Below are 22,581 nucleotides of genomic sequence, written 5' to 3' on the forward strand. Positions count from 1 at the left end.
GACACTACCGACACGACCAATCTTTCGTTGAGCGCTACTGGTTCGGTGGCTGAAGGTGGTTCGATTGTTTACACCGCCACGTTGACCAACGCCGCTGGCTCGCCGGTTACCGTTACTTTGTCGAACGGCGCGGTGATCACCATCGACGCCGGCAAAACCTCCGGCACCGCGACCGTTGCGGCTCCGACCGATGACGTTTACAAAGACGCCGGCTCTGTTCAGGCAACCATCACTGGCGCGACTGGCGGCAACTTTGAGAACTTGGTACCGAGCACCGTTCCAGCAGTCACCGAAGTCACGGACACCATCGACACCTCGACCGTCAAACTGACTGCCACCGATAGCGTGAGTGAAGGCGGCACCGTGGTTTACACCGCGACCGTCGGCCAGCCAGTCACTGGCAGCCCGGTCACCGTTTCGTTGGCGAACGGCCAAACCATCACCATCGAAGTCGGCAACACCACTGGCACCGTCAACTTCGTAGCACCTAACGATGCGTTGGTCGGCCAAGCGGCGCTGAACAACTCGATCACCGGCGTAACTGGCGGCAACTACGAAAACCTCGTAGCCGATGGCACCCCAGTCACCACCACCGTGACCGACACCGCCGACACTACCAACCTTTCGCTGAGCGCGACCGGCTCGGTGGCTGAAGGTGGTTCGATTGTTTACACCGCCACCCTAACCAACGCCGCTGGCACACCAGTGACCGTAACCCTGTCGAACGGCGCGGTGATCACCATCGACGCTGGCAAAACCTTCGGCACCGCGACCGTTGCAGCGCCGACCGATGACGTCTACAAAGATGCCGGCTCTGTCCAGGCAACAATCACTGGCGCGACCGGCGGCAACTTCGAGAACCTGGTGCCAAGCACCGTTCCAGCCGTCACCGAAGTAACCGATACCATCGACACCTCGACGGTCAAACTGACCGCTACCGATAGCGTGAGTGAAGGCGGCACCGTCACCTACACCGCAACCGTCGGCCAGCCAGTGACTGGCAGCCCGGTTACTGTGTCGTTGGCCAACGGCCAAACCATCACCATCGAAGTCGGCAACACCACCGGCACCGTGAACTTTGTCGCACCGAACGACGCACTTGTCGGCCAAGCCGCTCTGAACAACTCGATCACCGGCGTAACCGGCGGCAACTACGAAAACCTAGTAGCCGATAACACCCCGGTCACCACCACCGTGACCGATACCGCCGACACCACGACCCTCAGCCTGAGCGCGACCAACTCCGTCGCCGAGGGCGGGTCGATCGTCTACACCGCCAACTTGACCAACGCTACCGGCACACCGATGACGGTGACGCTGAGCAACGGCGCGATCATCCTTATCGCAGCCGGCGCCACCAGCGGTTCCGTAGCCTTCGCCGCTCCGGCCGATGACGTCTACAAAGACGCCGGTAAAGTCGAAGCCACGATCAAGGAATCAACCGGCGGCAACTTCGAAAACCTGGTCACCAGCCCAGTAGCCGCAGTCACAACTGTGACGGATACCATCGACACGTCGACCGTCAGCCTCACCGCGACATCGAGCGTCGCTGAAGGCGGCACCGTCGTTTACACCGCTTCCGTTTCGGCGCCAGTGACCGATTCGCCAGTGGTCGTCACGCTGTCCAACGGCCAGACCATCACTATCCCGGTCGGCGCGAGCAGCGGCTTCGTCAACTTCGTTGCACCGAACGACGCCTTGGCGGGCGGCGCTTCGTTGAGCGTGAAAATCGACGACGCGACGGGCGGCAACTACGAGAAGCTGGAAGTTGACGGCAAACCGGCGGATACGACGGTTACCGATACCACGGACACCACGAACCTCAGCCTGTCGGCTACAGATTCGGTCGCTGAAGGTGGCTCGATTGTTTACACCGCCACTCTGACTAACGCCGCTGGCACGCCAGTGACCGTTACGTTGAGCAACGGCGCAGTCATCACCATCGACGCTGGTAAAACCTCCGGCACCGCGACCGTGCCAGCGCCGTCCGATGACGTCTACAAAGATGCGGGTTCCGTTCAGGCAACCATCACAAATGCCACCGGCGGTAACTTCGAGAACCTGGTGCCAAGCACTGTTCCTGCAGTCACCAACGTCACCGACACGATTGACACCTCGACCGTCAAACTGACCGCCACCGGCACCGCCGCTGAAGGTGGCACCGTCACCTACACCGCGACCGTCGGCCAGCCAGTGACTGGCAGCCCGGTCACCGTGTCGCTCGCCAACGGCCAGTCGATCACCATCGAGATCGGCAAAACCGTCGGCACCGTCACCACTATCGCGCCAAACGACGCGCTGGCCGGTCACGCACCGCTGACCAACTCGATCACCAACGTGACGGGCGGCAACTACGAGAACCTGGTCGCCGACAAAACGCCGGTCAGCACCACCGTGACCGACGTGGTCGACACCACCAATCTGTCGCTGAGCGCAACCAACTCGGTCGCTGAAGGTGGCTCGATTGTTTACACCGCGACGCTGACCAACGCTGCTGGCACGCCAGTGACCGTAACGTTGAGCAACGGCGCAGTCATCACCATCGACGCCGGTAAAACCTCCGGCACCGCGACCGTCCCAGCGCCGTCCGACGACGTCTACAAAGACGCCGGCACCGTTCAGGCAACCATCACTGGCGCGACCGGCGGTAACTTCGAGAAACTGGTGCCAAGTACCACGCCAGCAATCACTAACGTCACCGACACAATCGACACCTCGACCGTCAAACTGACCGCAACCGGCACTGCGGCTGAAGGTGGCACTGTCACTTACACCGCGACCGTCGGCCAGCCAGTGACTGGCAGCCCTGTCACCGTATCGCTCGCCAACGGCCAGTCGATCACCATCGACATCGGCAAAACCGTCGGCACCGTTACTACCCTCGCGCCAAACGACGCGCTGGCCGGTCACGCACCGCTGACCAACTCGATCACCAACGTGACGGGCGGCAACTACGAAAACCTGGTCGCCGACAAAACGCCGGTTTCGACCACGATCACTGACACCGTCGACACCACCAATCTCAGCCTCAGCGCAACCAACTCGGTAGCCGAAGGTGGCCAGATCACCTACACCGCGACCCTGACCAACGCTGCTGGCACGCCAGTCACCGTTACCCTGTCGAACGGCGCAGTGATCACCATCGACGCAGGCAAAACCTCCGGCACCGCGACCGTGCCAGCGCCGTCCGACGACGTCTACAAAGACGCCGGCACTGTCCAGGCAACGATCAAAACCGCCACCGGTGGCAACTTCGAAAACCTGGTCCCAAGCACCGCGCCAGCAATCACCAACGTCACCGACACGATCGACACTTCGACCGTCAAACTGACCGCAACCGGCACCGCCGCTGAAGGTGGCACCGTCACCTACACCGCCACCGTCGGCCAACCAGTCACTGGCAGCCCGGTCACCGTGTCGTTGGCCAACGGCCAGTCGATCACCATCGAGATCGGCAAAACCGTCGGCACCATCACCACCCTCGCGCCAAACGACGCGCTGGCCGGTAACGCGCCACTGACCAACTCGATCACCAACGTCACTGGCGGCAACTACGAAAACCTCGTCGCCGACAAAACCCCGGTTTCGACCACGATCACTGACACCGTCGACACCACCAACCTGTCGCTGAGCGCTACCGGTTCCGTGGCTGAAGGTGGATCGATTGTTTACACCGCCACTCTGACCAACGCTGCTGGCACGCCAGTCACCGTAACGCTGAGCAACGGCGCAGTCATCACCATCGACGCCGGCAAAACCTCCGGCACCGCGACCGTCCCAGCGCCGTCCGACGACGTCTACAAAGATGCGGGTTCCGTTCAGGCAACCATCACAAATGCCACCGGTGGCAACTTCGAGAACCTGGTGCCAAGCACCGTTCCTGCAGTCACCAACGTCACCGACACAATCGACACTTCGACCGTCAAACTGACCGCCACCGGCACCGCCGCTGAAGGTGGCACCGTCACCTACACCGCCACCGTCGGCCAACCAGTCACCGGCAGCCCGGTCACCGTATCGCTCGCCAACGGCCAGACGATCACCATCGACATCGGCAAAACCGTCGGCACCGTCACCACCCTCGCGCCAAACGACGCGCTGGCCGGTCACGCACCACTGACCAACTCGATCACCAACGTGACGGGCGGCAACTACGAAAACCTCGTCGCCGACAAAACCCCGGTTTCGACCACGATCACTGACACCGTCGACACCACCAACCTGTCGCTGAGCGCAACCAACTCGGTCGCTGAAGGTGGATCGATTGTTTACACCGCCACCCTGACCAACGCTGCTGGCACGCCAGTGACCGTGACGTTGAGCAACGGCGCAGTCATCACCATCGACGCCGGCAAAACCTCCGGCACCGCGACCGTGCCAGCGCCGTCCGACGACGTCTACAAAGACGCCGGCACCGTTCAGGCAACGATCAAAACCGCCACCGGTGGCAACTTCGAAAACCTGGTCCCAAGCACCGCGCCAGCAATCACCAACGTCACTGACACAATCGACACCTCGACGGTCAAACTGACCGCCACCGGCACTGCGGCGGAGGGTGGCACCGTCACCTACACCGCCACCGTCGGCCAGCCAGTGACTGGCAGCCCGGTCACCGTGTCGCTCGCCAACGGCCAGTCGATCACCATCGAGATCGGCAAAACAGTCGGCACCATCACCACTATCGCGCCAAACGACGCGCTGGCCGGTAACGCGCCACTGACGAACTCGATCACCAACGTGACGGGCGGCAATTACGAGAACCTCGTCGCCGACAAAACCCCGGTCAGCACCACCGTGACCGACGTGGTCGACACCACCAATCTGTCGCTGAGCGCCACCAACTCGGTAGCCGAAGGTGGCCAGATCACCTACACCGCCACCCTGACTAACGCTGCTGGCACGCCAGTGACCGTGACGCTGAGCAACGGCGCAGTGATCACCATCGAGGCCGGCAAAACTTCCGGCACCGTCAACGTTGCAGCACCTGCCGATGACGTCTACAAGGATGCCGGTTCGGTTCAAGCGACCATCACCAGCGCCACCGGTGGCAACTTCGAGAACCTGGTGAAAAGCAGTGTGCCGGCCGTGACCGCCGTCACCGACACCATCGACCGGGCTGAAGTCAGCATCACCGGCAGCAGCTCGGTGACCGAAGGTCAGACCGCCAGCTACACCGTCAGCCTGACGCACCCGGCGCAGACCGAAGTGACGCTGAAAATCGTCTACAGCGGCACCGCCGCCGACGGTTCGGACTTCACCGGTGTGTACACCGTGAAGATCCCGGCGGGCGCCAGCAGCGCCAATTTCAACGTGGCGACGATCGACGACAAGATCACCGAAGGCACTGAAAACTTCGTGGTCAAAATCGATTCGGCGGTCGGTGGCAACTTCGAAAACCTGGCGATCAGCGCTTCCAACGGCAGCGTCAGCACCTCGATCATCGACAACGACGCACCGCCGGTCATCGACCTCGACGCGAACAATTCCAGCGGCGCCACCGGGGCCAACTACAACGTGACCTTCACCGAAGGCACCACCGGCCAAGGCGTGTCGATTGCTGACACCGATCTGAAAATCACCGACCCGGACAGCACCATGCTGACCGGCGCGACCATCGTGCTGACCAACCGCCAGGACGGCGATGCGCTGAACCTGGGCAACAGCGTCAACGGCATCAGCATCAATGCCAACAGCACCAACGGCACCGTGACGCTGACCTTGTCGGGCACCGCGTCGCTGGCCGATTACATGCAGCAGATCAAGAACATCAGCTTCACCAACAACAGTGAAAACCCGAGCACCGTACCGCGCACTATCACAGTGACCGTGACCGATGGCGGCAACTACTCCAACGTCGCCACGACCACCGTTAACGTGGTCGCGGTCAACGACGCGCCGACTGCTGCACCGGTCAACGTCACCGGCACCGAAGACACCCCGCTGGTACTCGGCTGGTCGACTTTCGGCGTCAGCGATGTCGACAGCCCAGCCGCGAGCCTCGGTGTGAAAATCACCGGCCTGCCGGTCGAAGGCAAGTTGCAGTACCTGAACGGCTCGACCTGGACCGACGTCAGCAACAACCAGACCATCAGCAAGGCTGACATCGACGCTGGCAAGTTGCGTTTCACCCCGGACACCAACGAGTCCGGCACCAACGGCTACGGCGGCACCGGCCTGGGCAACAATCAGGCGGATTACGCGCAGATCAAGTTCCAGCCAACCGACGGCCAACTGTTGGGCAATACCGGCACCATCAAGATCGACATCACGCCAGTGGCGGATGCACCGACCCTGACCGTCGCCGATAACGCCGTGCGATCCACCGGCCTGATCAAGGAAGTCTGGACCGGCCTGTCGGGCCTCGGCACCGACGGTAGCGGCGCACCTTCGGCGACACTCAAAGCAGTGATCGACGCGGCGGGCACCCCGAACTCCAGCACCACCGTGACCAACGTTCAGTCCGACGGCAGCGTCAACGCCGGCACGGCCTCGAAAACGTCCGGCCTGATCTACCTCGAAGCCGGCAAGACCTACAGCTTCAGCGGCACCGGCGATGACAGTTTGCTGGTGACCATTGGCGGCAAAAACGTCGCATCGGCCCTGTGGGGCGCGGGCGGCACTTTGAGTGGCTCGTACACGCCGACCGCCAGCGGTTACTACACCCTGGACATCTACCACCACAACCAGAGCGGCCCGGGCAGCTACGACGTCAACCTGTCGGTGAATGGCGCCGCGGCGGTCGATCTGAGCAGCGCTGGCGTGCCGCTCTACACCGGCATCGCCGACCTCGCCGCTTCCGGCGTGACCGTTTCCGATCTGCACGGCAGCAACGGTGAGGGTTACTACGACGGCTACAAACTCAACACCGGCGCCGAAGGCACCAGCGTGCATTTGTCTGCGGTGAAAACTGCGCTGACCGACACCGACGGCTCCGAAAGCCTGAGCGTGAAAATCAGCGGCATCCCGGCAGGTTCGGTGCTGACCGACGGCGCGGGCCACACCTTCACCGCCAGCGCGACTTCCGGCGAAGCCAACGTCACTGGCTGGAACCTCGGCACACTGACCGTGACGCCGCCGCCGTACTACAACGGCCAGTTCAACCTGACCGTGACCTCGACCTCGACCGAGGCACTGGGTGGTTCGGCGGTATCCACGGCGCAGATTCCGGTCACCGTGTTCCCGGCCACTTACACCGCGATCACCGGCACCGCCGGCAGCGACACGGTGACGGGCACTGACGGCAACGACATTATTGTCGGCGACATCGGTGGCCTGACCGTGGTGCCGGGCACCAACTACAACATCGCGTTCATGGTCGACAGTTCGGGCAGCATGAGCAGCGCCTCGATCACCGCCGCGAAGAACTCGCTGACCACCGTGTTCAACACGCTCAAGCAAAGCATGGGCGGCAACTCGGGCACCGTGAACGTGTTCCTGGCGGACTTCGATACCCAGGTCAACAAGTCGGTGTCGGTCAACCTCAACGACCCGAATGCGCTGATCCTGCTCAAAGCAGTTCTGGATTCGATGGCGTCCGGCGGCGGCACCAACTACGAGGACGTGTTCAAAACCACGGCCAACTGGTTCCTCAGCGCCGACGCGCTGGCCAACAGCGGGGCGACCAACCTCACGTACTTCATCACCGACGGCAAGCCGACCTATTACCAGAGCGGCGAGCAAACCAACCCGACTTTGTTCGGCAACGTGAAGCTCGATGACGTCATCACCACCACCAACTACAAGTTGGGCCAGAACTACTCCGGTTATCTGGACAGCACGCACTACCTGAGCATCGACACCGCCGGCACAGTGACGCTGCAAACCTGGAAAACGTCGTGGGGCGGTTACTGGAGCAGCGCCGAGTTGGGCACTTTGCATGCCGAAGGTAATGGCACGTATGAGCTGTCCTACCGCGATGGCAACGGCAGCAGCACGGGCACCGCGGCGATCGACAACTCCGGTGTCGGTTTCGCGTTGCTGGACAAGGTTTCGACGGTTGAAGCCATCGGCCTCAACAAAGACGTGACCCTGGCCGACCTGAAACCTTACGACTCGGACAAGACGCCGCAAACCAACATCGACCCGAAAGACCTGGCCAACTCGATCATCGGTCACACCGAAGCGACGCTGCCAGGCTCCGACACGGTCAATGGCGGTGACGGCAACGACATCCTGTTCGGCGATCTGGTGAGCTTCAACGGCATTGCCGGCGAGGGTTATCAGGCGATGCAGGCGTTCGTCGCGCAGCAAACCGGCGTCGAAGTCAGCAAAGTCACGACCAGCAACGTGCACCAGTTCATCACTGAGAATTACAGCGTGTTCGACGTGTCCGGCGCCCATGACGGCAACGACACACTGCTGGGCGGCGCGGGCAATGACATCCTGTTCGGCTCGGGCGGCAACGACCTGCTCGATGGCGGCAAGGGCAATGACATCCTGCTCGGCGGCACCGGCAACGACACGCTGATCGGCGGGTCGGGCAACGACATCCTGATCGGTGGTTCGGGCGCCGACACCTTTGTCTGGAAGTCGGGCGACACCGGCACGGACGTGATCAAGGACTTCAAGGCCAGCGAAGGTGACCGCATCGACCTGCGCGATTTGTTGCAGGGCGAAACCGGCAGCACCATCGACAACTTCCTGAAGATTTCCACGGTCGATGGCGTGTCGTCGTTGCAGGTCAGCTCGGCCGGCAAGTTCAATTCGGGCGACGCTGCCGCCGCTTCGCCGGACGTGACGATCAAACTGGAAGGCAACAACTGGTCTTCGGCCAACTTGCACAGCTTGATTGCCGGTAGCGATCCGACCATCAAAGTCGACCACAACAACAGCTGATCCAGTGTAAAACGGCCGCCCTTATCGGGCGGCCGTCACGTTTGCCGACAGCGCACCGGTGACGATTTTGTCGCCGCACCGCATACTCGCCAACAGTTGGCCTATGCTGCTGACAGCATGACGCTGGTTCACTTCTGAGGGATGCTCAATGTTTTACGTGCAACGCGATGCGCAAGGCCAATTAGTGCGCGTGGAAGCCGCGGCCTATGCCGAGGCCACGGAAACACTGCCGGCCGACAATCACGAGATCCAGGCCTGGTACGCCAACGAGGTAATGGAATCGAGCCTCAAGCAACTCAAGCAGAGCGACCTGGAAATGATCCGGGTACTCGACGACTTGATCCAGGTGCTGACCAGCAAAGGCGTGATCCGCGTCACCGACCTGCCGGCCGCCGCCCAAGCCAAACTGATGGACCGGACCCAGGCCCGGGAAGCGTTGGGCGGGTTGAGTCATTTGATTGATGTTGATGAGACGGGGTTGATCTAGGGATCAGATGGTTCGCGGCGAGGGGCTTGCGCCCTCTTCGCAATGGTTCTTTGCTTGAACTTAAATCTCCCTTGGCCTGAAGAGCCACCCCTCACCCCAGCCCTCTCCCCAGAGGGGAGAGGGGAAAGGGAGCAGATCTTCGTGCTGTTCATCACCTGAGTTCGACTCGATATTCCAGGTCGATGTCACTCTAAGAACAACACGGTCAGTCCCCTCGCCCCTCCGGGGAGAGGGTTAGGGTGAGGGGTGGATCTCAATGACTCACTGCCAAGGCTCGGGCTCACCTCTCTAGGGAATGGGGAAAGGGAGCAGATCTTCGTGCTGTTCATCACCTGAGTTCGACTCGATATTTCAAGTCGATGTAACTCCAAGAACAACACGGTCAGTCCCCTCGCCCCTCCGGGGAGAGGGTTAGGGTGAGGGGTGGATCTCAATGACTCACTGCCAAGGCTCGGGCTCACCTCTCTAGGGAATGGGGAAAGGGAGCAGATCTTCATGCTTTTCAGGACCTGAGTTCGACTCGATATTTCAGGTCGATGTCACTCTAAGAACAACACGGTCAGTCCCCTCGCCCCTCTGGGGAGAGGGTTAGGGTGAGGGGTGGATCTCAATGACTCACTGCCAAGGCTTGGGCTCGCCGAACAACTGCCCCTGAACCCCATACAATCCCATCTCGCGAATCACCGACAATTCCCCTTCAGTCTCGACCCGCTCGGCAATCAGCGGCAAATCGATGCTGTGCGCCGCGCGCTGGATCGCTTCGATGAACAGACGTTTATCGCTCTCCTGATCAATCGCCCGAATGTAGCTGCCATCGATCTTCAGGTACGCCAAGCCAAGCCGCGCCAGGTTGCCGATCATGCTGAAACGGCCGCCAAAGCGCTGCAGGCTCAGGGAGAAACCCAGTTCGCGCAAACGCCGGGTCAATTGCTCCAGCACGGCTTGCTCGGGCAATTGCTCTTCACCGATTTCCAGGGTCAGGCGCGGTCCGAGATTGGAATGCTGACGCAAAATCTCGAAGACTTTATTCAGCGCCTGCGGATCTGCCAGCGTCGCCGACGACAGGTTCAGCGCCAGCGATTCTTCATGCCCGGCCATTTGCCCGAGCACGGTTTCCAACATCAAGCGATCGAGCCGCGCGGTCCAGCCAAAACGCTCCAGCCACGGCAGGAAACGCCCGGCGGGAATGGTCTGGCCCTGATCATCGACCAGCCGCGACAGCACTTTGTAATGCAGCACCAGCGTCGCGTCCTGACTGGCCACGACCGGTTGGAAATACAATTGGAAGCGCCGCTGCGTCAGCGCCTGATCCAGCAGTGTGTGCCATGCATGATGGTCATCGCCGACACTCGCTACCGCGCTGTGGTCCAGACATGCCCAGCTCTGTTCACCCTGACCTTCAGCCTGGGCCAATGCCTGATCGCCCAGGCTGATCACCGCTTGCGGCGAGTCGCCATGGGCAAACGGCGCCAGCCCGATAGACGCCACCGACGCCACGTCCGTCGCCCCCGTCGCGTGCAAACTGGCCAACGCAGTCTCGAGATTCTGCGCCAGTTGCAGGGCTTCTTCACGCACCAGCCCCGGCGCGAGCACGGCGAATTCACCGCCGCGAATCCGCGTCACCAGGTTCTGCGTTTCCGGGTACTTCGCGCATTCTCGGGACAACTGCTGACCGACGGCTTTGAGCAGTTCATCAGTGCGCTGCCCGCCCAGACGTTGGTTCAAACCGGCCAGATCCTTGACCCGCAACAACAGCAGATAACCGGAACTGGCCTGCTCCGGGTTGCTCACCCGCGCGTTCAATTGCATCTCGAAATAGCGCCGATTGGCCAGGCCCGTAAGGTTGTCCTGATAAGACTCGACGCGCAGCTTTTCACTGCGCTCGGCCTGCTCCTGAAACAACGCCTTGAGCTTCTCGACCATCTGGTTCATCGCTTGCACCACACGACGCAATTCCGGGGTGCGCGGCAGTTGCGGCAGGCTGAGGAATTCGCGGCGGGCGATGGCGTGGGATTGCTGGACCATGTAGTCCAGCGGCTTCAATTGACGACGCAACAACAGCGCGCCCAACACCGCACTCACGGCGCCGCAGATCAGCAACCAACCGAGGCTGCCCAACGCGCTCTGCCACAGTTTGGCGACGGCGAACATCGGGTGGCTGACCACCTCGACACGCGCCGCTTGCTCCCAGCCACGGCTGACCAGGGCATCACCGCCGGCCGGTTCGAGGCCGATCATTTTGACGAACCAGTCCGGCACGTTATTCACCGCTGGCGTGCCGGTGCGCTCGACGATGGTCTGGTCGGTCTTGAGGTCAACCACGCGGATGCTCGCGTAGTAGCCGCTGTCGAAAATCGAGCTGACCAGCAACTCGACCATCGCCGGGTCGTCGATATTCGGCGTCAGGGACAGCGCCAGCGCCGTGGCGGCGTCTTGCGCGTGGGAACGCAACTGGTTGACGTACTGGGTGCGCGAGCTCTCCAGGCTGACCACGAAGCTGCCAGTGAAGGCGACCACAAGGAACAGACAGATAGCGATCAACAGCTGTTTGAACAAGGACATCTGAGCGCGTGCTCCTAGTTAGTCGTCTCGACCGGAAAACCTTCGGCCTGCATTTTCTTCAACACATCCTGCCAACGGGACAGGCGCTTGGTGTCACCGACTTTTTTGTTGCCCTTGGCGCCGGGGATGTACAAACCTTCAGCGTTGAAAGAGTAGACCGGCAGCAAATCGGTTCGTTGACTGGCCGGTTTGATCTCGTTGATCAGGCTGTCGAGCACCAGCGGCATGGCCTCGGGCGTCGAATAATAGGTCAAGACCATGTGCGCGCGATTCTGCCGCAAAGCCTTGACGTAGGTGATGCGCAGCTTGTCACTGGAAACGCCGAGGTGGCGCAGGCTGAAATACTTGGCGATCGCATAGTCTTCGCAGTCGCCGGCGCCCTTCCACAAACCCTGGATCGGGGTTTCCCAATAATCGACTTCGCGCCACAGGTCGATGTCTTCTTCGTAGCGCATCTGTTTATTGAAAAACTGGTTCACCACGTTGAGCTTTTCCGCCTCACCGACCTGCTTTTGTGTGGCGAGCAAACGCTGCCACGCGTCGATGCGTTGCTGGCCGTCGCCCAACGGTCCGTAGAGCGCTTCGGCGCGGCGACTGATCAGGGAAAAATCCCAATCGGCATGCAACCCGCCCAGCATGACGCCGGCCAGGAGCAGCGCGCAGCACAGCCAGCGCAATGTCCGAGGGATCGCGAAACGAGCCGCCAAAGTGAGGCATCCAGAATAGGCAGGTTAAAGTCGGTTGATGGTGAAGGTTAGCCTGATAAAAGACAATGGCACGGTGCAATCACCGTTCGCGCGCTAGACTTTGTCTGATCAGCGTCGTTAAAAATAACAGCACATTTGTTTGACCAACCCTTTACATGGTTTGACATCTTCTACAGCAATCACTAGTGTCCTTTGGATCCAAAAAATAACTTTAGTCAAGCAGGGTGCGTTGTAGTGACACAGAAGCCCAATCCTCTGAACAGTATCAAGCTCGACGGCCCGATCCCCGCTCACCTGGCGCGCTCGGTTATTGAAGAAACCCTGCGCTCGGCGATTCTTGACGGACGCATCCCGTGCGGCTCGGCATTGCGCCAGCAGGATCTGGCGGATTTGTTTGGCGTCAGCCGCATGCCCGTGCGCGAAGCCTTGCGGCAACTGGAAGCGCAAGCGTTGCTCAATGTCATTGCGCATAAAGGCGCGGTAGTCGCGCCACTTGTTCAGGGCGACGCAGCAGAAACTTACGAATTGCGCATCCTGTTGGAATCGGAAGCGTTGCGCCGTTCCATTCCGCTGCTGACCAACGCCGATATCGAGCTTGCCGCTGGTTATATCGAGGAAATGGAAACCCAGCACGACTACAGCGAAATGGGTCGGCTCAATCGTCTGTTCCACATGACTCTGTACAGTAAAGCGCCTAACCGGCGGCTATTACGCTTAATCGAAGACGGTTTGAATGAAGAGGAGCGCTTCTTGCGTTTCAACCTGGAGAAGATGGGCCTGGGCAAGTTGTCCCAGGAAGACCATCGTGAATTGTTGAGGGCGGTTGAAGACCGCGACATTGAGCGCTCGGTCAAACTGCTTACGCGACATCTGAACCGTGGTGTCGAGGTCATTGCAGGTTTTCTCGAAAGCCCTGCCGCCGCCAATAGTAAAAAAATCTAGCAAAACCTCTCTATTCGTCCGCCGAGCACAGCAAATAGGCTCGGCGGCGCTTGCCTCGACACCTCTCGCCGGGTTTTCTGACAACTCTTCTTACAAATCCCCGGTTCGCCGTTTTCCGAACGAATTTACCGCGCCATTCCTGCCCGTCTAAGGCTTTTCCTCAACTTCCCTTCGTGCCCCGCGTCGTGGCCAAATAATGGCGCGGCAGCCGTAGCGGCGACCGCCATTTAGCCTCACTCTTGCGATAGCCAACCCACTAATGACGGGCGATGCCTCGCAAACTCGGGGCCGTCATCGCAACAAGAACCTACGGAAGGAGTCTTGCCACGGGAACGGAAGCAAACGGCATATTCGCGCCCAACTTCCATTCCTCTAGATCACACCAACGAACGCCAGTTAGAAAGTTGCTACGAGTGAGGCATTCACTCTCTTTTCGATTCTGACTTTTATAAGCCGGAAGGAGCAACTTCACCCAAATAAAACATCAACTTAAAGTTTTATTGAAACTTGTCGCGCCCGAAAAAGTGCAACTTTCAAATAAAATAAAAATGACTTGCCTGGAACTTTGCTGATGTATTAGTTTTTCTCCGCCAACATTGGATCCAGTTTTATAACCCTGATCCAGTGCGGCTTGCAGAACCCCAATACTTTTAAAACTTATCAATTCGATTGAGGCCGGCGCTCGCCCATAGAACCGATCACTTTGATTTCCCTTATTCATCCAACACTCCTAGTTACATCCCTCACTGACAGGCTCGCTTATGAAACTGACTAAAGACCATCTCGCCCAAAAGAAAGCACAACTGAGTGCGCACCCGATCTTTGGCGAAATACATTCGTTGCCAATACTTCAACGATTTATGGAAACCCATGTATTTGCGGTGTGGGATTTCATGTCGCTGACCAAGCGGCTGCAACAGGAGCTGACCTGCGTGCATTTGCCTTGGCTGCCGCCGCGAGATCCGCAGGCTGCGCGGCTGATCAATGAGATTGTGCTCGGCGAAGAATCCGATGATCGGCACGGTCACGGTCACTACAGCCATTTCGAGTTGTACCTGGATGCAATGCGCGAAGTCGGCGCCAGCACCGCTGCCGTCGAGCGCTTCGTTGCGCTGCAACAGGAAGGCGTAAGTTATGACGTCGCGCTGCAAAGCATCGACATCGACCCGGCCGCCGCGCAATTCGTCCGCCACACCTTGCACACTGCGCTGAGTGCGCCTGGCCACAGCGTCGCGGCGGCATTTCTGCATGGCCGCGAAAGTGTGATCCCGCAGATGTTCCAGCGCATTCTCGACGACTGGGGCATTGGCATCGAACAAGCGCCGACCTTCCGTTATTACCTGGAGCGACACATCGAAGTCGACTCCGAGGACCACGGCCCCGCCGCCGAAAAACTCCTCGCTCGACTGGTCGATGGCGACCCGCAACGCCAAGAGGACGTTTACGCCAGCGCCATCGCGGCGGTGGAAAGCCGCATTGCCTTGTGGGATGGCTTGCGCCTGAGCATGCGCGAAACCGTCGCCGAGGTGAGCGCATGAACGCCGCCGACTACCAATCGTTCGCCGACGCCTGGGAGAGCCGCGCGACCATCCGCACACGGCCGCGCCGGGTGCTGGAGAACGACGACAAATTGATTTATCCGCTGAGCCGCCAACCGTTGGTGCTGAGCGAAACGTTCCTGCGCGAATGCCCGGAACAACGCGACTTTGCGCTGGTGCAGACGCTCTACAAATTCATCAACGACGTGGTGATTTTCGAAACCGAAATCGTCGACAAAACCGCCCGCAGCATCGCCAAGAATCGCTTCGCGGTCGAGTTCCCGTTTGCCTGCCGCTACGACGCGATGACCGTGGTGGTGGACGAGGATTATCACGCCTTGGTGGCGATGGATTTCATGCAGCAAACCGTGGCCATGACCGGCATCACGCCAATCGAATTGCCCGATGAGATCGAACTGAGCCGGGCGATTCCCGCCGCTGTGGCGTTGGCGCCGGAGCACCTGCGCAGCGCCGTGGAATTGATCTGCGTGGCCATCGCCGAGAACACCGTGACCGGCGATGTCGCGGCGTTCGCCAAGGATGAAACGGTCAAGCAATCGATCAAGGGCTTGATGGCCGACCACTTGCTGGACGAGGGCCGTCACTCGAGTTTCTGGGCGCGGCTGGTGCGCATTTATTGGCACACCGCGAGCGCGGACGACCGAGCGTGCATCGCGCAGATCCTGCCGGTGTTCATCGGCCATTACCTGACCAACGACATCCAGAAATCCTTCGATTTTCGCCTGATCGAAGCATTGCAGATCAGCGACGCCGCACGCCGCGCGCTCAAGAGCGAAGTCTCGGGGCTGGCCTTCCCGATCAATCGCCATCACCCACTGGTCGCCAACATCGTGCGGTTTTTCCGCAGCAGTTCGCTGCTCGATTCGCCGTGCGTCCAGCGCGCCCTGAGCGACTACCTGGTTTAACGAGGAGAACATCATGAGACGTCTCGACATTGTGCTTGGAGGGCAGAGCCAGGCCCTCAACGACCTGGCGCTGGAGCTGGAACAACACGGACATTCACTGGTGCGCCTGACCGACGTCAACGCGCTGGAGTTGGACAACGTCGACTTGCTGATCGACGACGCGAGCCTGGTCTTTGCCGAGCTCGGCGACGTGCCGCGATTGACCCTGCAACTGGGCGTCAGCGCAATTGATGGTGAAGCTAATAACCTGCCGCGCCTGGACCTGCTGTGCCGTTATGGCCCGACGCTTTTCAGCCGTGTGCCGATTGCCGACGAGGCATCCGGCAACGGCCAGGCATTGCGCCTGCGCGCGGTAGCGGAACTGGTCGATCACGTGGCGCTGCTGGTCAGTCGCTTTTCTCGGGATGACGACTATTTTCGGCTGTCCGAACCGACGCCGCCCGTGCCCTTCGAGCGTGTAGAAAACCTGCTGTTTCTCGAACAGCTTGGCTTCGTCCATCGACTGAATGACACGGCGCATCCGCAACTGCTGCGACTGGGCCAGATGCCCATGATCGAGCGTCTGCAACAGCGCTTCATCGAATGCGCCGAGCGCCCGGCGCTGAACGTTGCCGGCACGGCGCTCAGCTATCGGCAATTGCACACACACAGCCGCGCCATCCAGCAACGCTTGCAGCCGTTGCTCGACCAGCATCAAGGCCCGCTGGTGATCGGCATTTGCCTGCCGAAATGCAGTGCGCTGTACGCGGGGATTCTGGCGATTCTGGGCAGCGGCGCGGTGTATTTGCCGCTGGAGCCGAGCCATCCGCTGCAGCGTCAGCAATACATTCTGCAGAACGCCGGGGCGGTGCTGTTGCTGCATGACGGCGAGCATCCGTTGGCCGATCAAATGCCGTCGCTGGACATCCGCTGTATCGACGCGGATGACGCAGACCTCGGCCAACCATTGATGCGGCAGCGCCCCCCGATCGACGCGCCGTGCATGGCGCTCTACACCTCGGGCACCACCGGGCATCCGAAAGGTGTGCTGCTCAGCCAGGCCAACCTCGCGCACTTCACCGCGTGGTACGCCGACTATGTGCAACTGACCGAAGAGAGTCGCGTGCTGCAGTTTTCCTCGCTGAGTTTCGACTCGTCGCTGATCGATATTTTCCCGACGCTGCTGCAGGGCGCCGAGCTGATTGTGCCCAGCGACGACCAGCGTCGTGACCCGCTGCAACTGGTCGAGCTGATCCGTCAGCAGCAGCTCAGCCACGCCTTTCTGCCACCAGCGCTGTTGAGCATTTTGCCGCTGGATCAGTTGCAAGTGCTCGACCACGTGATGACCGGCGGCGACGTCTGCGAGCCTTACGTCATCGAGCAACTGACGCGTCAGGGCAACCTCTACAACCTCTACGGGCCGACCGAAGCGACGGTGCTGATCACCGCGCGACAACTGCGGCCCGGCGACAACAACCGCACGCTCGGCGGCCCGATTGCCAACAGCCAAGTGCTGATTCTTGATGAGGACTTGCAACCGCTCGCCGAGCAAACCGTCGGCGAGTTGTACATCGTCGGGCCGGGCGTGTGCCTGGGCTATCTGAACAATCCGCAGCAGACCGCCGAACGTTATTTGCACCTCAACCTGCCGAACGGCGAGCAGCTGCGCGCTTATCGCACCGGGGATATGGCGAAGTGGACCGGCGACGGCATCGAGCTGTGCGGCCGGCGCGACAATCAAGTGAAAATCCGTGGTTTCCGGGTCGAACCGGAAGAGATCGAGCGCTGCCTGCGCGACAGTCAGTTGTACCGTCAGGTGGCGGTGGTCATCGACAGTCAGCGGCGGATCCTGGCGTTTCTCGCGCAGCCGCAGGAGGACCAACCGGGCGCCGCTCGCGAAGCACTGAAGGCACACGCCGTGCAGTTTTTGCCGGACTACATGCAACCCGGTGCATGGACCGAACTGGCGAGTATGCCGTTTGCCAGTAACGGCAAAGTCGATCGCAAAGCGCTGCTGTCGTTGCCGGTCAACGTCCTGGAAAACACCGCGCGCCGCTTGCCGACCAGCGCCGATGAAGCGCTGCTGCTGGAGATCTGGGCCGAGTTGCTGGAGCTGCCGGCGAGCGACATTTCCACCGACGAAAGTTTCTTCAATCTCGGCGGTCACTCGATTCTGCTGTCGCGAATGTTGCTGCGATTGCGCGAGGAATTCGGGCGCAGCATCTCGATCAACCGTTTCATCGAACTGCCGACGATTTCAAAACTGGCAACGTTGGTGCGTGGCTCGGGCACTGAAGAAGTGTTGAGCGAGCAAGCGATGGCCGATGCCTTCCGCGAACTGGATGTGCAGCCGCTGCCGGTCAGCCGCATGGGCGATGTGCATAAGGTGATTGTTACCGGGGCCAACAGTTTTGTCGGCGTGCACATTGTCGAGGCGCTGCTTGGCTGGGGCGCCACGGAAGTTGCGTGTCTGGTGCGCGACGGTGGCGGGCAATCGGCGGCGGAGCGTTTTGCCGACGCCTTGCGCGAGAACCGTCTGGAGCATCTGGACTTGAGCCGGGTGCGGGTCTACGCGGCGGACATCACGCGGCCGTTGCTGGGGCTCGCGCAAGAAGTTTACGAGCGGCTGGATCGCGAGTTCGGCGCGCTGGTGCACAACGCGGCGAACGTCAATCACGTGCTCGATTACGAGTCGCTGGCACGAGACAACGTTGAGCCGATTTTCGAGTGCCTGCGGTTGTGCGAAGGGCGCAGCAAAAAGATCTTCAACTTCGTCTCGACGCTCTCGGCGTCGAGCACGATTACCGACGACGGCCGGGTGCTGGAATTACCCGCCGCGCAGACCCCGCCGATCTACATCAAGAACGGCTACAACCTGTCGAAATGGGTCGCCGAACGGATCCTCGAGCGCGCCCGGGAGCGCGGTGTGCGGGTCAATCTGTATCGCCCCGGCAACATCAGTTTCAACAGCCTCAGCGGCGTCTGCCAGCCGCACAAAAACCGCTTGATGCTGATGCTCAAGGGCTCGATCCAGCTCGGTCAGGTGCCGGAGTTTTCACTGAACTTCGACCTGATGCCGGTGGACTTCCTTGCGCGTTTCATCGGCTTCCATGCCAGCCGTTATCAGCCGGAACACGCGGTGTTCAATCTGCACAATCCGGAGCCGCTGAGTTGGGACGATTACGTCGCCTCGTTTCGCCAGGCCGGGCGCGAATTCTCGATGGTCAGCGTTGCCGACTGGCAGCAGCAACTGGGCCGCGTCGACAGCGATAACGCGTTGTTCGGCGTACTCGGTTTCTACCTCAATGGCTTCGAAGAAGACATCGGCGACATCTCGATGATCGGCCACGACAACGCGCAGGCCGGCGTCCGGCAGATGGGCGCGCACTACCCGCAAAAATCCCCGGCGCTGCTGCGTCGCGGCTGCGATTACCTGAAAGAAATCAACTTCATCTGAGTCACCCAACTGGAGCAAAACCATGAAAACCCTGCAACCCGATACCCTGATCCAAAACCCTCACGGCTGCCACGTGGTGTCTTCGGTGGACGTGCCGGCGGACGCCTCGAAAGTCTGGGAGGTGGTCGGCAACTTTGCTGGTTACGATGCGTTCATCCCGGCGCTGTCGCACATCGAAATGACGGGTGAAGGCGTGTCGTCCTTGCGCAAGAAAGTCTTCAAGGACGGTAACGTGGTGGTCGAGCAACTGAACTCGCGGGACGACCAGGCGCTGAGCATGACCTGGACGACGATCTACAACACCTTGGGCGTAGCAAACTTGTGGGCGGCGATGAACGTCGAGCCGCTGGGCGCGGGCAAGTCGCGGGCGACCTGGACCATTATTGCGCAGCCCGCTGCGGGCGGTGCGGAGGCGTTGCCGGGGTTCAAGGACTTTGTGCAGGGGTTTGCCGATGATGCGATGAATAATGTGTTGAAGCTGTTTGCGTAGAACACATTTTTGTCGGTGATGCGCAAGTCCCTTTCGCGGGCAAGCCTCGCGCCTACAGGTTACTCGATAGCCTGTAGGCGCGAGGCTTGCCCGCGAACAACGATAACGCGGTCCGACAAACCTGAATCAGATTTTGAAGCTGTCGACCAACTGCTTCAACCGATTGGCCTGCAGCGACAACGCATCACAATCCTTCAATGTTTCATTGAGGTTGGCGACGCTCTGCTGGTTCAGCAGGTTGATCTGGTTGACGTCAACGTTGAGGGTTTCCACCACGGCAGTCTGCTCTTCGGTCGCCGCAGCTACCGATTGGTTCATGCCGTCGATTTCGCCGATGCGCTTGGTCACACTGACCAGACGCAAACCGGCCTGGTTCGCCACTTCAACCGTCTCTTCACTGGAGACCTGGCTGGCGTTCATGGTGGTCACCGCTTCGCGCGAACCGATCTGCAACGAAGTGATCATTTTATGGATCTCTTCAGCCGACTCCTGGGTGCGATGCGCAAGGTTACGCACCTCGTCCGCTACCACCGCAAAACCACGACCGGCTTCACCGGCGCGCGCCGCTTCGATGGCCGCGTTGAGTGCGAGCAAGTTGGTCTGCTGGGAGATGCCTTTGATGACGTCGAGAATGTGCCCGATGTTGTCGGTGCTGGCATTCAGAGTTTCGATCTGGGTGCAGGACAAGCTGATTTTTTGCGACAGCTCGGTCATCGCCAGAATGGTTTTTTCCACCACTTGGCGACCGTCGTCCGCCTGCTCGCTCGCGCCACTGGCGTGCTGCGAAGCGTCGGCGGCGTTACGCGCAATTTCCTGAGTTGCGGCGCCCAGTTCGTTGATCGCTGCGGCCACGCTGTTGGTGCGTGCGCTCTGCTCGTCGGAGCCGATGATCGAGGCGTTGGACGAGGCCATAACGCGTTGCGACAGGTCGTGAACCTGGCGAGTCGCCGAAGACACTTCGGAAATCGATGCGTGAATACGTTCGACGAACTGGTTGAACGCGCCGCCCAATTCGCCGAATTCGTCTTTGCTTTCTACCGACAGACGACGGGTGAGGTCGCCTTCGCCCTGGGCAATGTCTTTCATCGCGCGGCCCATGGTGGTCAGCGGACGCATCAGCACAGCGATCAGCAGGCTCAGCAGCACTGCAATGGCGCTCACGGCGATAAACATCGCGATGAGGGCCGAGGTGCGGAATTGGCTCAACGGGGCGTAGGCTTTGTCCTTATCGATCGACAGACCGATGTACCACTCGGCATTCGGCAAACCGCTGACCGGGGTGAACGAGAGGATGCGATCTTCGTTGTTGAGGGTGACTTCCTGATTGCCCTTCTCGATGCGCACGCCGGAGTTCGGGTAAACATCTTTGAGGTTCTTCATCACCTGATCTTTGTCCGGGCTGACGATCACTTGGCCATCACCGCTGACCAGGAATGCGTGACCGATGCCACCGAAGTCGACCGAGTTGATGATTTTCACCAAGGTCTCGAGGCTCAGGTCGCCACCGACAACGCCAAGCAGTTCGCCGTTCTTTTTCACCGGCATGGCGATCGTTACGACCAGACCACCGACCGCCGCCATGTATGGCGGGGTCAGCATGGTTTTGTCGGCCGTCACGGCTTGTTTGTACCAGGGGCGCTGACGTGGATCGTAGCCATCGGGCATTTTCGCGTCAGGGCGCTGGGTGAATACACCGTTGGCCTGGCCGACGTAAGTGAACTGGAAGTTCGAGGTGAAGGCCGGTTGATCCACCAGCCCTGGCAGATCGGCATTGGCGCCTTGGTGGGCGACGTTCTGCGCGAGGTTTTCCAGAACCAACACGCGGCCACTCATCCAGTTCTGCACGCTGCTGGCGGTCAAGTCGCCTGCTTGCTGAACGGAGGATTCGAGGTTTTGGCGAATGGTGTTTCGCTGCAGATAGTCGTTGTACAAAGTGAACAATGCGAAGGCCAGCACCACGACGCCAGAAGCGGCCAGCAGGATTTTATGGCTGAACTTTAAATTCATTTCATGGGGCTTCTATGCAAAAGATGGGGATGCGTCCGGGTTGCAACATTCCATGTAACAGCGCTGGCGGCTTTCTGAGGTCGCTCAACTTGGTGCACGCATGTCTCACCAGTCTTTCGGCACGAGTAGGAGAAATCTTAGGGGCTTGTGTGAAATGACTGTAATTACCGACTGATTCCGGCTGAACGGTGTACCAGAGCGGCTGCTTATGATTCAGATCGGATTGTTGCGGGGAGATTTTTGGTGGCCTTGAAACGACAAAACCCCTGTCTGCTTTCGCAGACAGGGGTTTCGGAATTCAATCTTGACGATGACCTACTCTCACATGGGGAAACCCCACACTACCATCGGCGATGCATCGTTTCACTGCTGAGTTCGGGATGGGATCAGGTGGTTCCAATGCTCTATGGTCGTCAAGAAATTCTGTGACCAGCCCGTTACCGAAGTAACGTGCCAGCAAAAAATGGTGACTTCTACTAAAACAAAACCCCTACCTGCATACGCAGATAGGGGTTTCGGAATTTAATCTTGACGATGACCTACTCTCACATGGGGAAACCCCACACTACCATCGGCGATGCATCGTTTCACTACTGAGTTCGGGATGGGATCAGGTGGTTCCAAGGCTCTATGGTCGTCAAGAAATTCGGG

10 protein-coding genes, 2 rRNA genes and 1 pseudogene are annotated in these 22,581 nt (G+C 60.0%); 7 read left to right on the forward strand and 6 right to left on the reverse strand.

The window, feature by feature from the left end:
• Together BI292_RS29325 and BI292_RS27940 are read left to right on the forward strand one after the other, a co-directional pair.
• A pseudogene (locus tag BI292_RS29325) lies at positions 1–8,835 on the forward strand (LapA family giant adhesin); the annotation flags it as partial.
• A 148-nt stretch (positions 8,836–8,983) separates the two neighbouring features.
• Positions 8,984–9,322 carry a tryptophan synthase subunit beta gene (locus tag BI292_RS27940; protein ID WP_092275341.1) on the forward strand — a complete coding sequence of 113 codons (339 nt, stop codon included), beginning with the start codon at positions 8,984–8,986 and terminating at the stop codon, positions 9,320–9,322.
• Positions 9,323–9,937: 615 nt separating this feature from the next.
• On the opposite strand, the gene lapD is transcribed toward BI292_RS27940, so the two are convergent.
• Together lapD and lapG are read right to left on the reverse strand one after the other, a co-directional pair.
• Complete coding sequence (lapD, locus tag BI292_RS27945; protein WP_101209935.1) at positions 9,938–11,884, reverse strand: cyclic di-GMP receptor LapD; 1,947 nt, start codon at positions 11,882–11,884, stop codon at positions 9,938–9,940.
• Positions 11,885–11,898: 14 nt separating this feature from the next.
• The gene (gene lapG, locus BI292_RS27950) at positions 11,899–12,591 is read right to left on the reverse strand and encodes a cysteine protease LapG (protein ID WP_092275346.1); all 693 of its coding nucleotides are present in this window, start codon (positions 12,589–12,591) and stop codon (positions 11,899–11,901) included.
• A gap of 234 nt (positions 12,592–12,825) precedes the next feature.
• Between lapG and BI292_RS27955 the strand changes: the two genes are divergently transcribed.
• Positions 12,826–13,533, forward strand: coding sequence for a GntR family transcriptional regulator (locus tag BI292_RS27955; protein WP_101209936.1), 708 nt, complete (start codon positions 12,826–12,828; stop codon positions 13,531–13,533).
• Between the two features lie 484 nt (positions 13,534–14,017).
• Here the strand turns inward: BI292_RS27955 and BI292_RS28885 are convergent, their stop codons facing one another.
• Complete coding sequence (locus BI292_RS28885; protein WP_157831318.1) at positions 14,018–14,254, reverse strand: hypothetical protein; 237 nt, start codon at positions 14,252–14,254, stop codon at positions 14,018–14,020.
• Positions 14,255–14,294: 40 nt separating this feature from the next.
• On the opposite strand from BI292_RS28885, the gene BI292_RS27960 reads away from it, so the two are divergent.
• From BI292_RS27960 to BI292_RS27975, 4 genes are read left to right on the forward strand one after another with little or no spacing between them, the layout of a single operon-like run.
• Positions 14,295–15,071, forward strand: coding sequence for a DUF3050 domain-containing protein (locus tag BI292_RS27960; RefSeq protein WP_101209937.1), 777 nt, complete (start codon positions 14,295–14,297; stop codon positions 15,069–15,071).
• Positions 15,068–15,997: a diiron oxygenase gene (locus BI292_RS27965; protein WP_101209938.1), complete on the forward strand. Its 930-nt coding sequence runs from the start codon at positions 15,068–15,070 to the stop codon at positions 15,995–15,997. Before BI292_RS27960 ends, BI292_RS27965 begins: the two co-directional genes overlap by 4 nt.
• A gap of 13 nt (positions 15,998–16,010) precedes the next feature.
• Entirely contained in the window at positions 16,011–19,433 is a 3,423-nt protein-coding gene (locus BI292_RS27970; protein ID WP_101209939.1) for a non-ribosomal peptide synthetase, read from the forward strand.
• Positions 19,434–19,455: 22 nt separating this feature from the next.
• Complete coding sequence (locus BI292_RS27975; RefSeq protein WP_101209940.1) at positions 19,456–19,923, forward strand: SRPBCC family protein; 468 nt, start codon at positions 19,456–19,458, stop codon at positions 19,921–19,923.
• Positions 19,924–20,049: 126 nt separating this feature from the next.
• Here BI292_RS27975 and BI292_RS27980 read toward each other — a convergent pair whose 3' ends face one another.
• From BI292_RS27980 to rrf (BI292_RS27990), 3 genes are all read right to left on the reverse strand, one after another.
• On the reverse strand, positions 20,050–21,930 hold the full coding sequence (locus tag BI292_RS27980) for a methyl-accepting chemotaxis protein (RefSeq protein ID WP_092275364.1): 1,881 nt from the start codon (positions 21,928–21,930) through the stop codon (positions 20,050–20,052).
• 302 nt (positions 21,931–22,232) lie between these two features.
• Positions 22,233–22,348 (reverse strand): 5S ribosomal RNA (rrf, locus tag BI292_RS27985).
• A 108-nt stretch (positions 22,349–22,456) separates the two neighbouring features.
• A 5S ribosomal RNA gene (gene rrf / locus BI292_RS27990) occupies positions 22,457–22,572 on the reverse strand.
• Positions 22,573–22,581 lie beyond the last annotated feature (9 nt).

Origin of the sequence: Pseudomonas sp. 43NM1 (genome assembly GCF_002836905.1) — a bacterium.
In the GTDB taxonomy this organism is placed as follows: Bacteria; Pseudomonadota; Gammaproteobacteria; order Pseudomonadales; family Pseudomonadaceae; genus Aquipseudomonas; species Aquipseudomonas prosekii.

What these genes read in the sequence shown, in the direction of transcription:
- BI292_RS27970 (WP_101209939.1), top strand. Translation starts at nt 16,011, where the DNA reads ATGAGACGTCTCGACATTGTGCTTGGAGGGCAGAGCCAGGCCCTCAAC.
- BI292_RS27975 (WP_101209940.1), top strand. Translation starts at nt 19,456, where the DNA reads ATGAAAACCCTGCAACCCGATACCCTGATCCAAAACCCTCACGGCTGC.
- lapD (WP_101209935.1), bottom strand. Translation starts at nt 11,884, where the DNA reads ATGTCCTTGTTCAAACAGCTGTTGATCGCTATCTGTCTGTTCCTTGTG.
- BI292_RS28885 (WP_157831318.1), bottom strand. Translation starts at nt 14,254, where the DNA reads ATGAATAAGGGAAATCAAAGTGATCGGTTCTATGGGCGAGCGCCGGCC.
- BI292_RS27980 (WP_092275364.1), bottom strand. Translation starts at nt 21,930, where the DNA reads ATGAATTTAAAGTTCAGCCATAAAATCCTGCTGGCCGCTTCTGGCGTC.
- BI292_RS27940 (WP_092275341.1), top strand. Translation starts at nt 8,984, where the DNA reads ATGTTTTACGTGCAACGCGATGCGCAAGGCCAATTAGTGCGCGTGGAA.
- BI292_RS27965 (WP_101209938.1), top strand. Translation starts at nt 15,068, where the DNA reads ATGAACGCCGCCGACTACCAATCGTTCGCCGACGCCTGGGAGAGCCGC.
- BI292_RS27960 (WP_101209937.1), top strand. Translation starts at nt 14,295, where the DNA reads ATGAAACTGACTAAAGACCATCTCGCCCAAAAGAAAGCACAACTGAGT.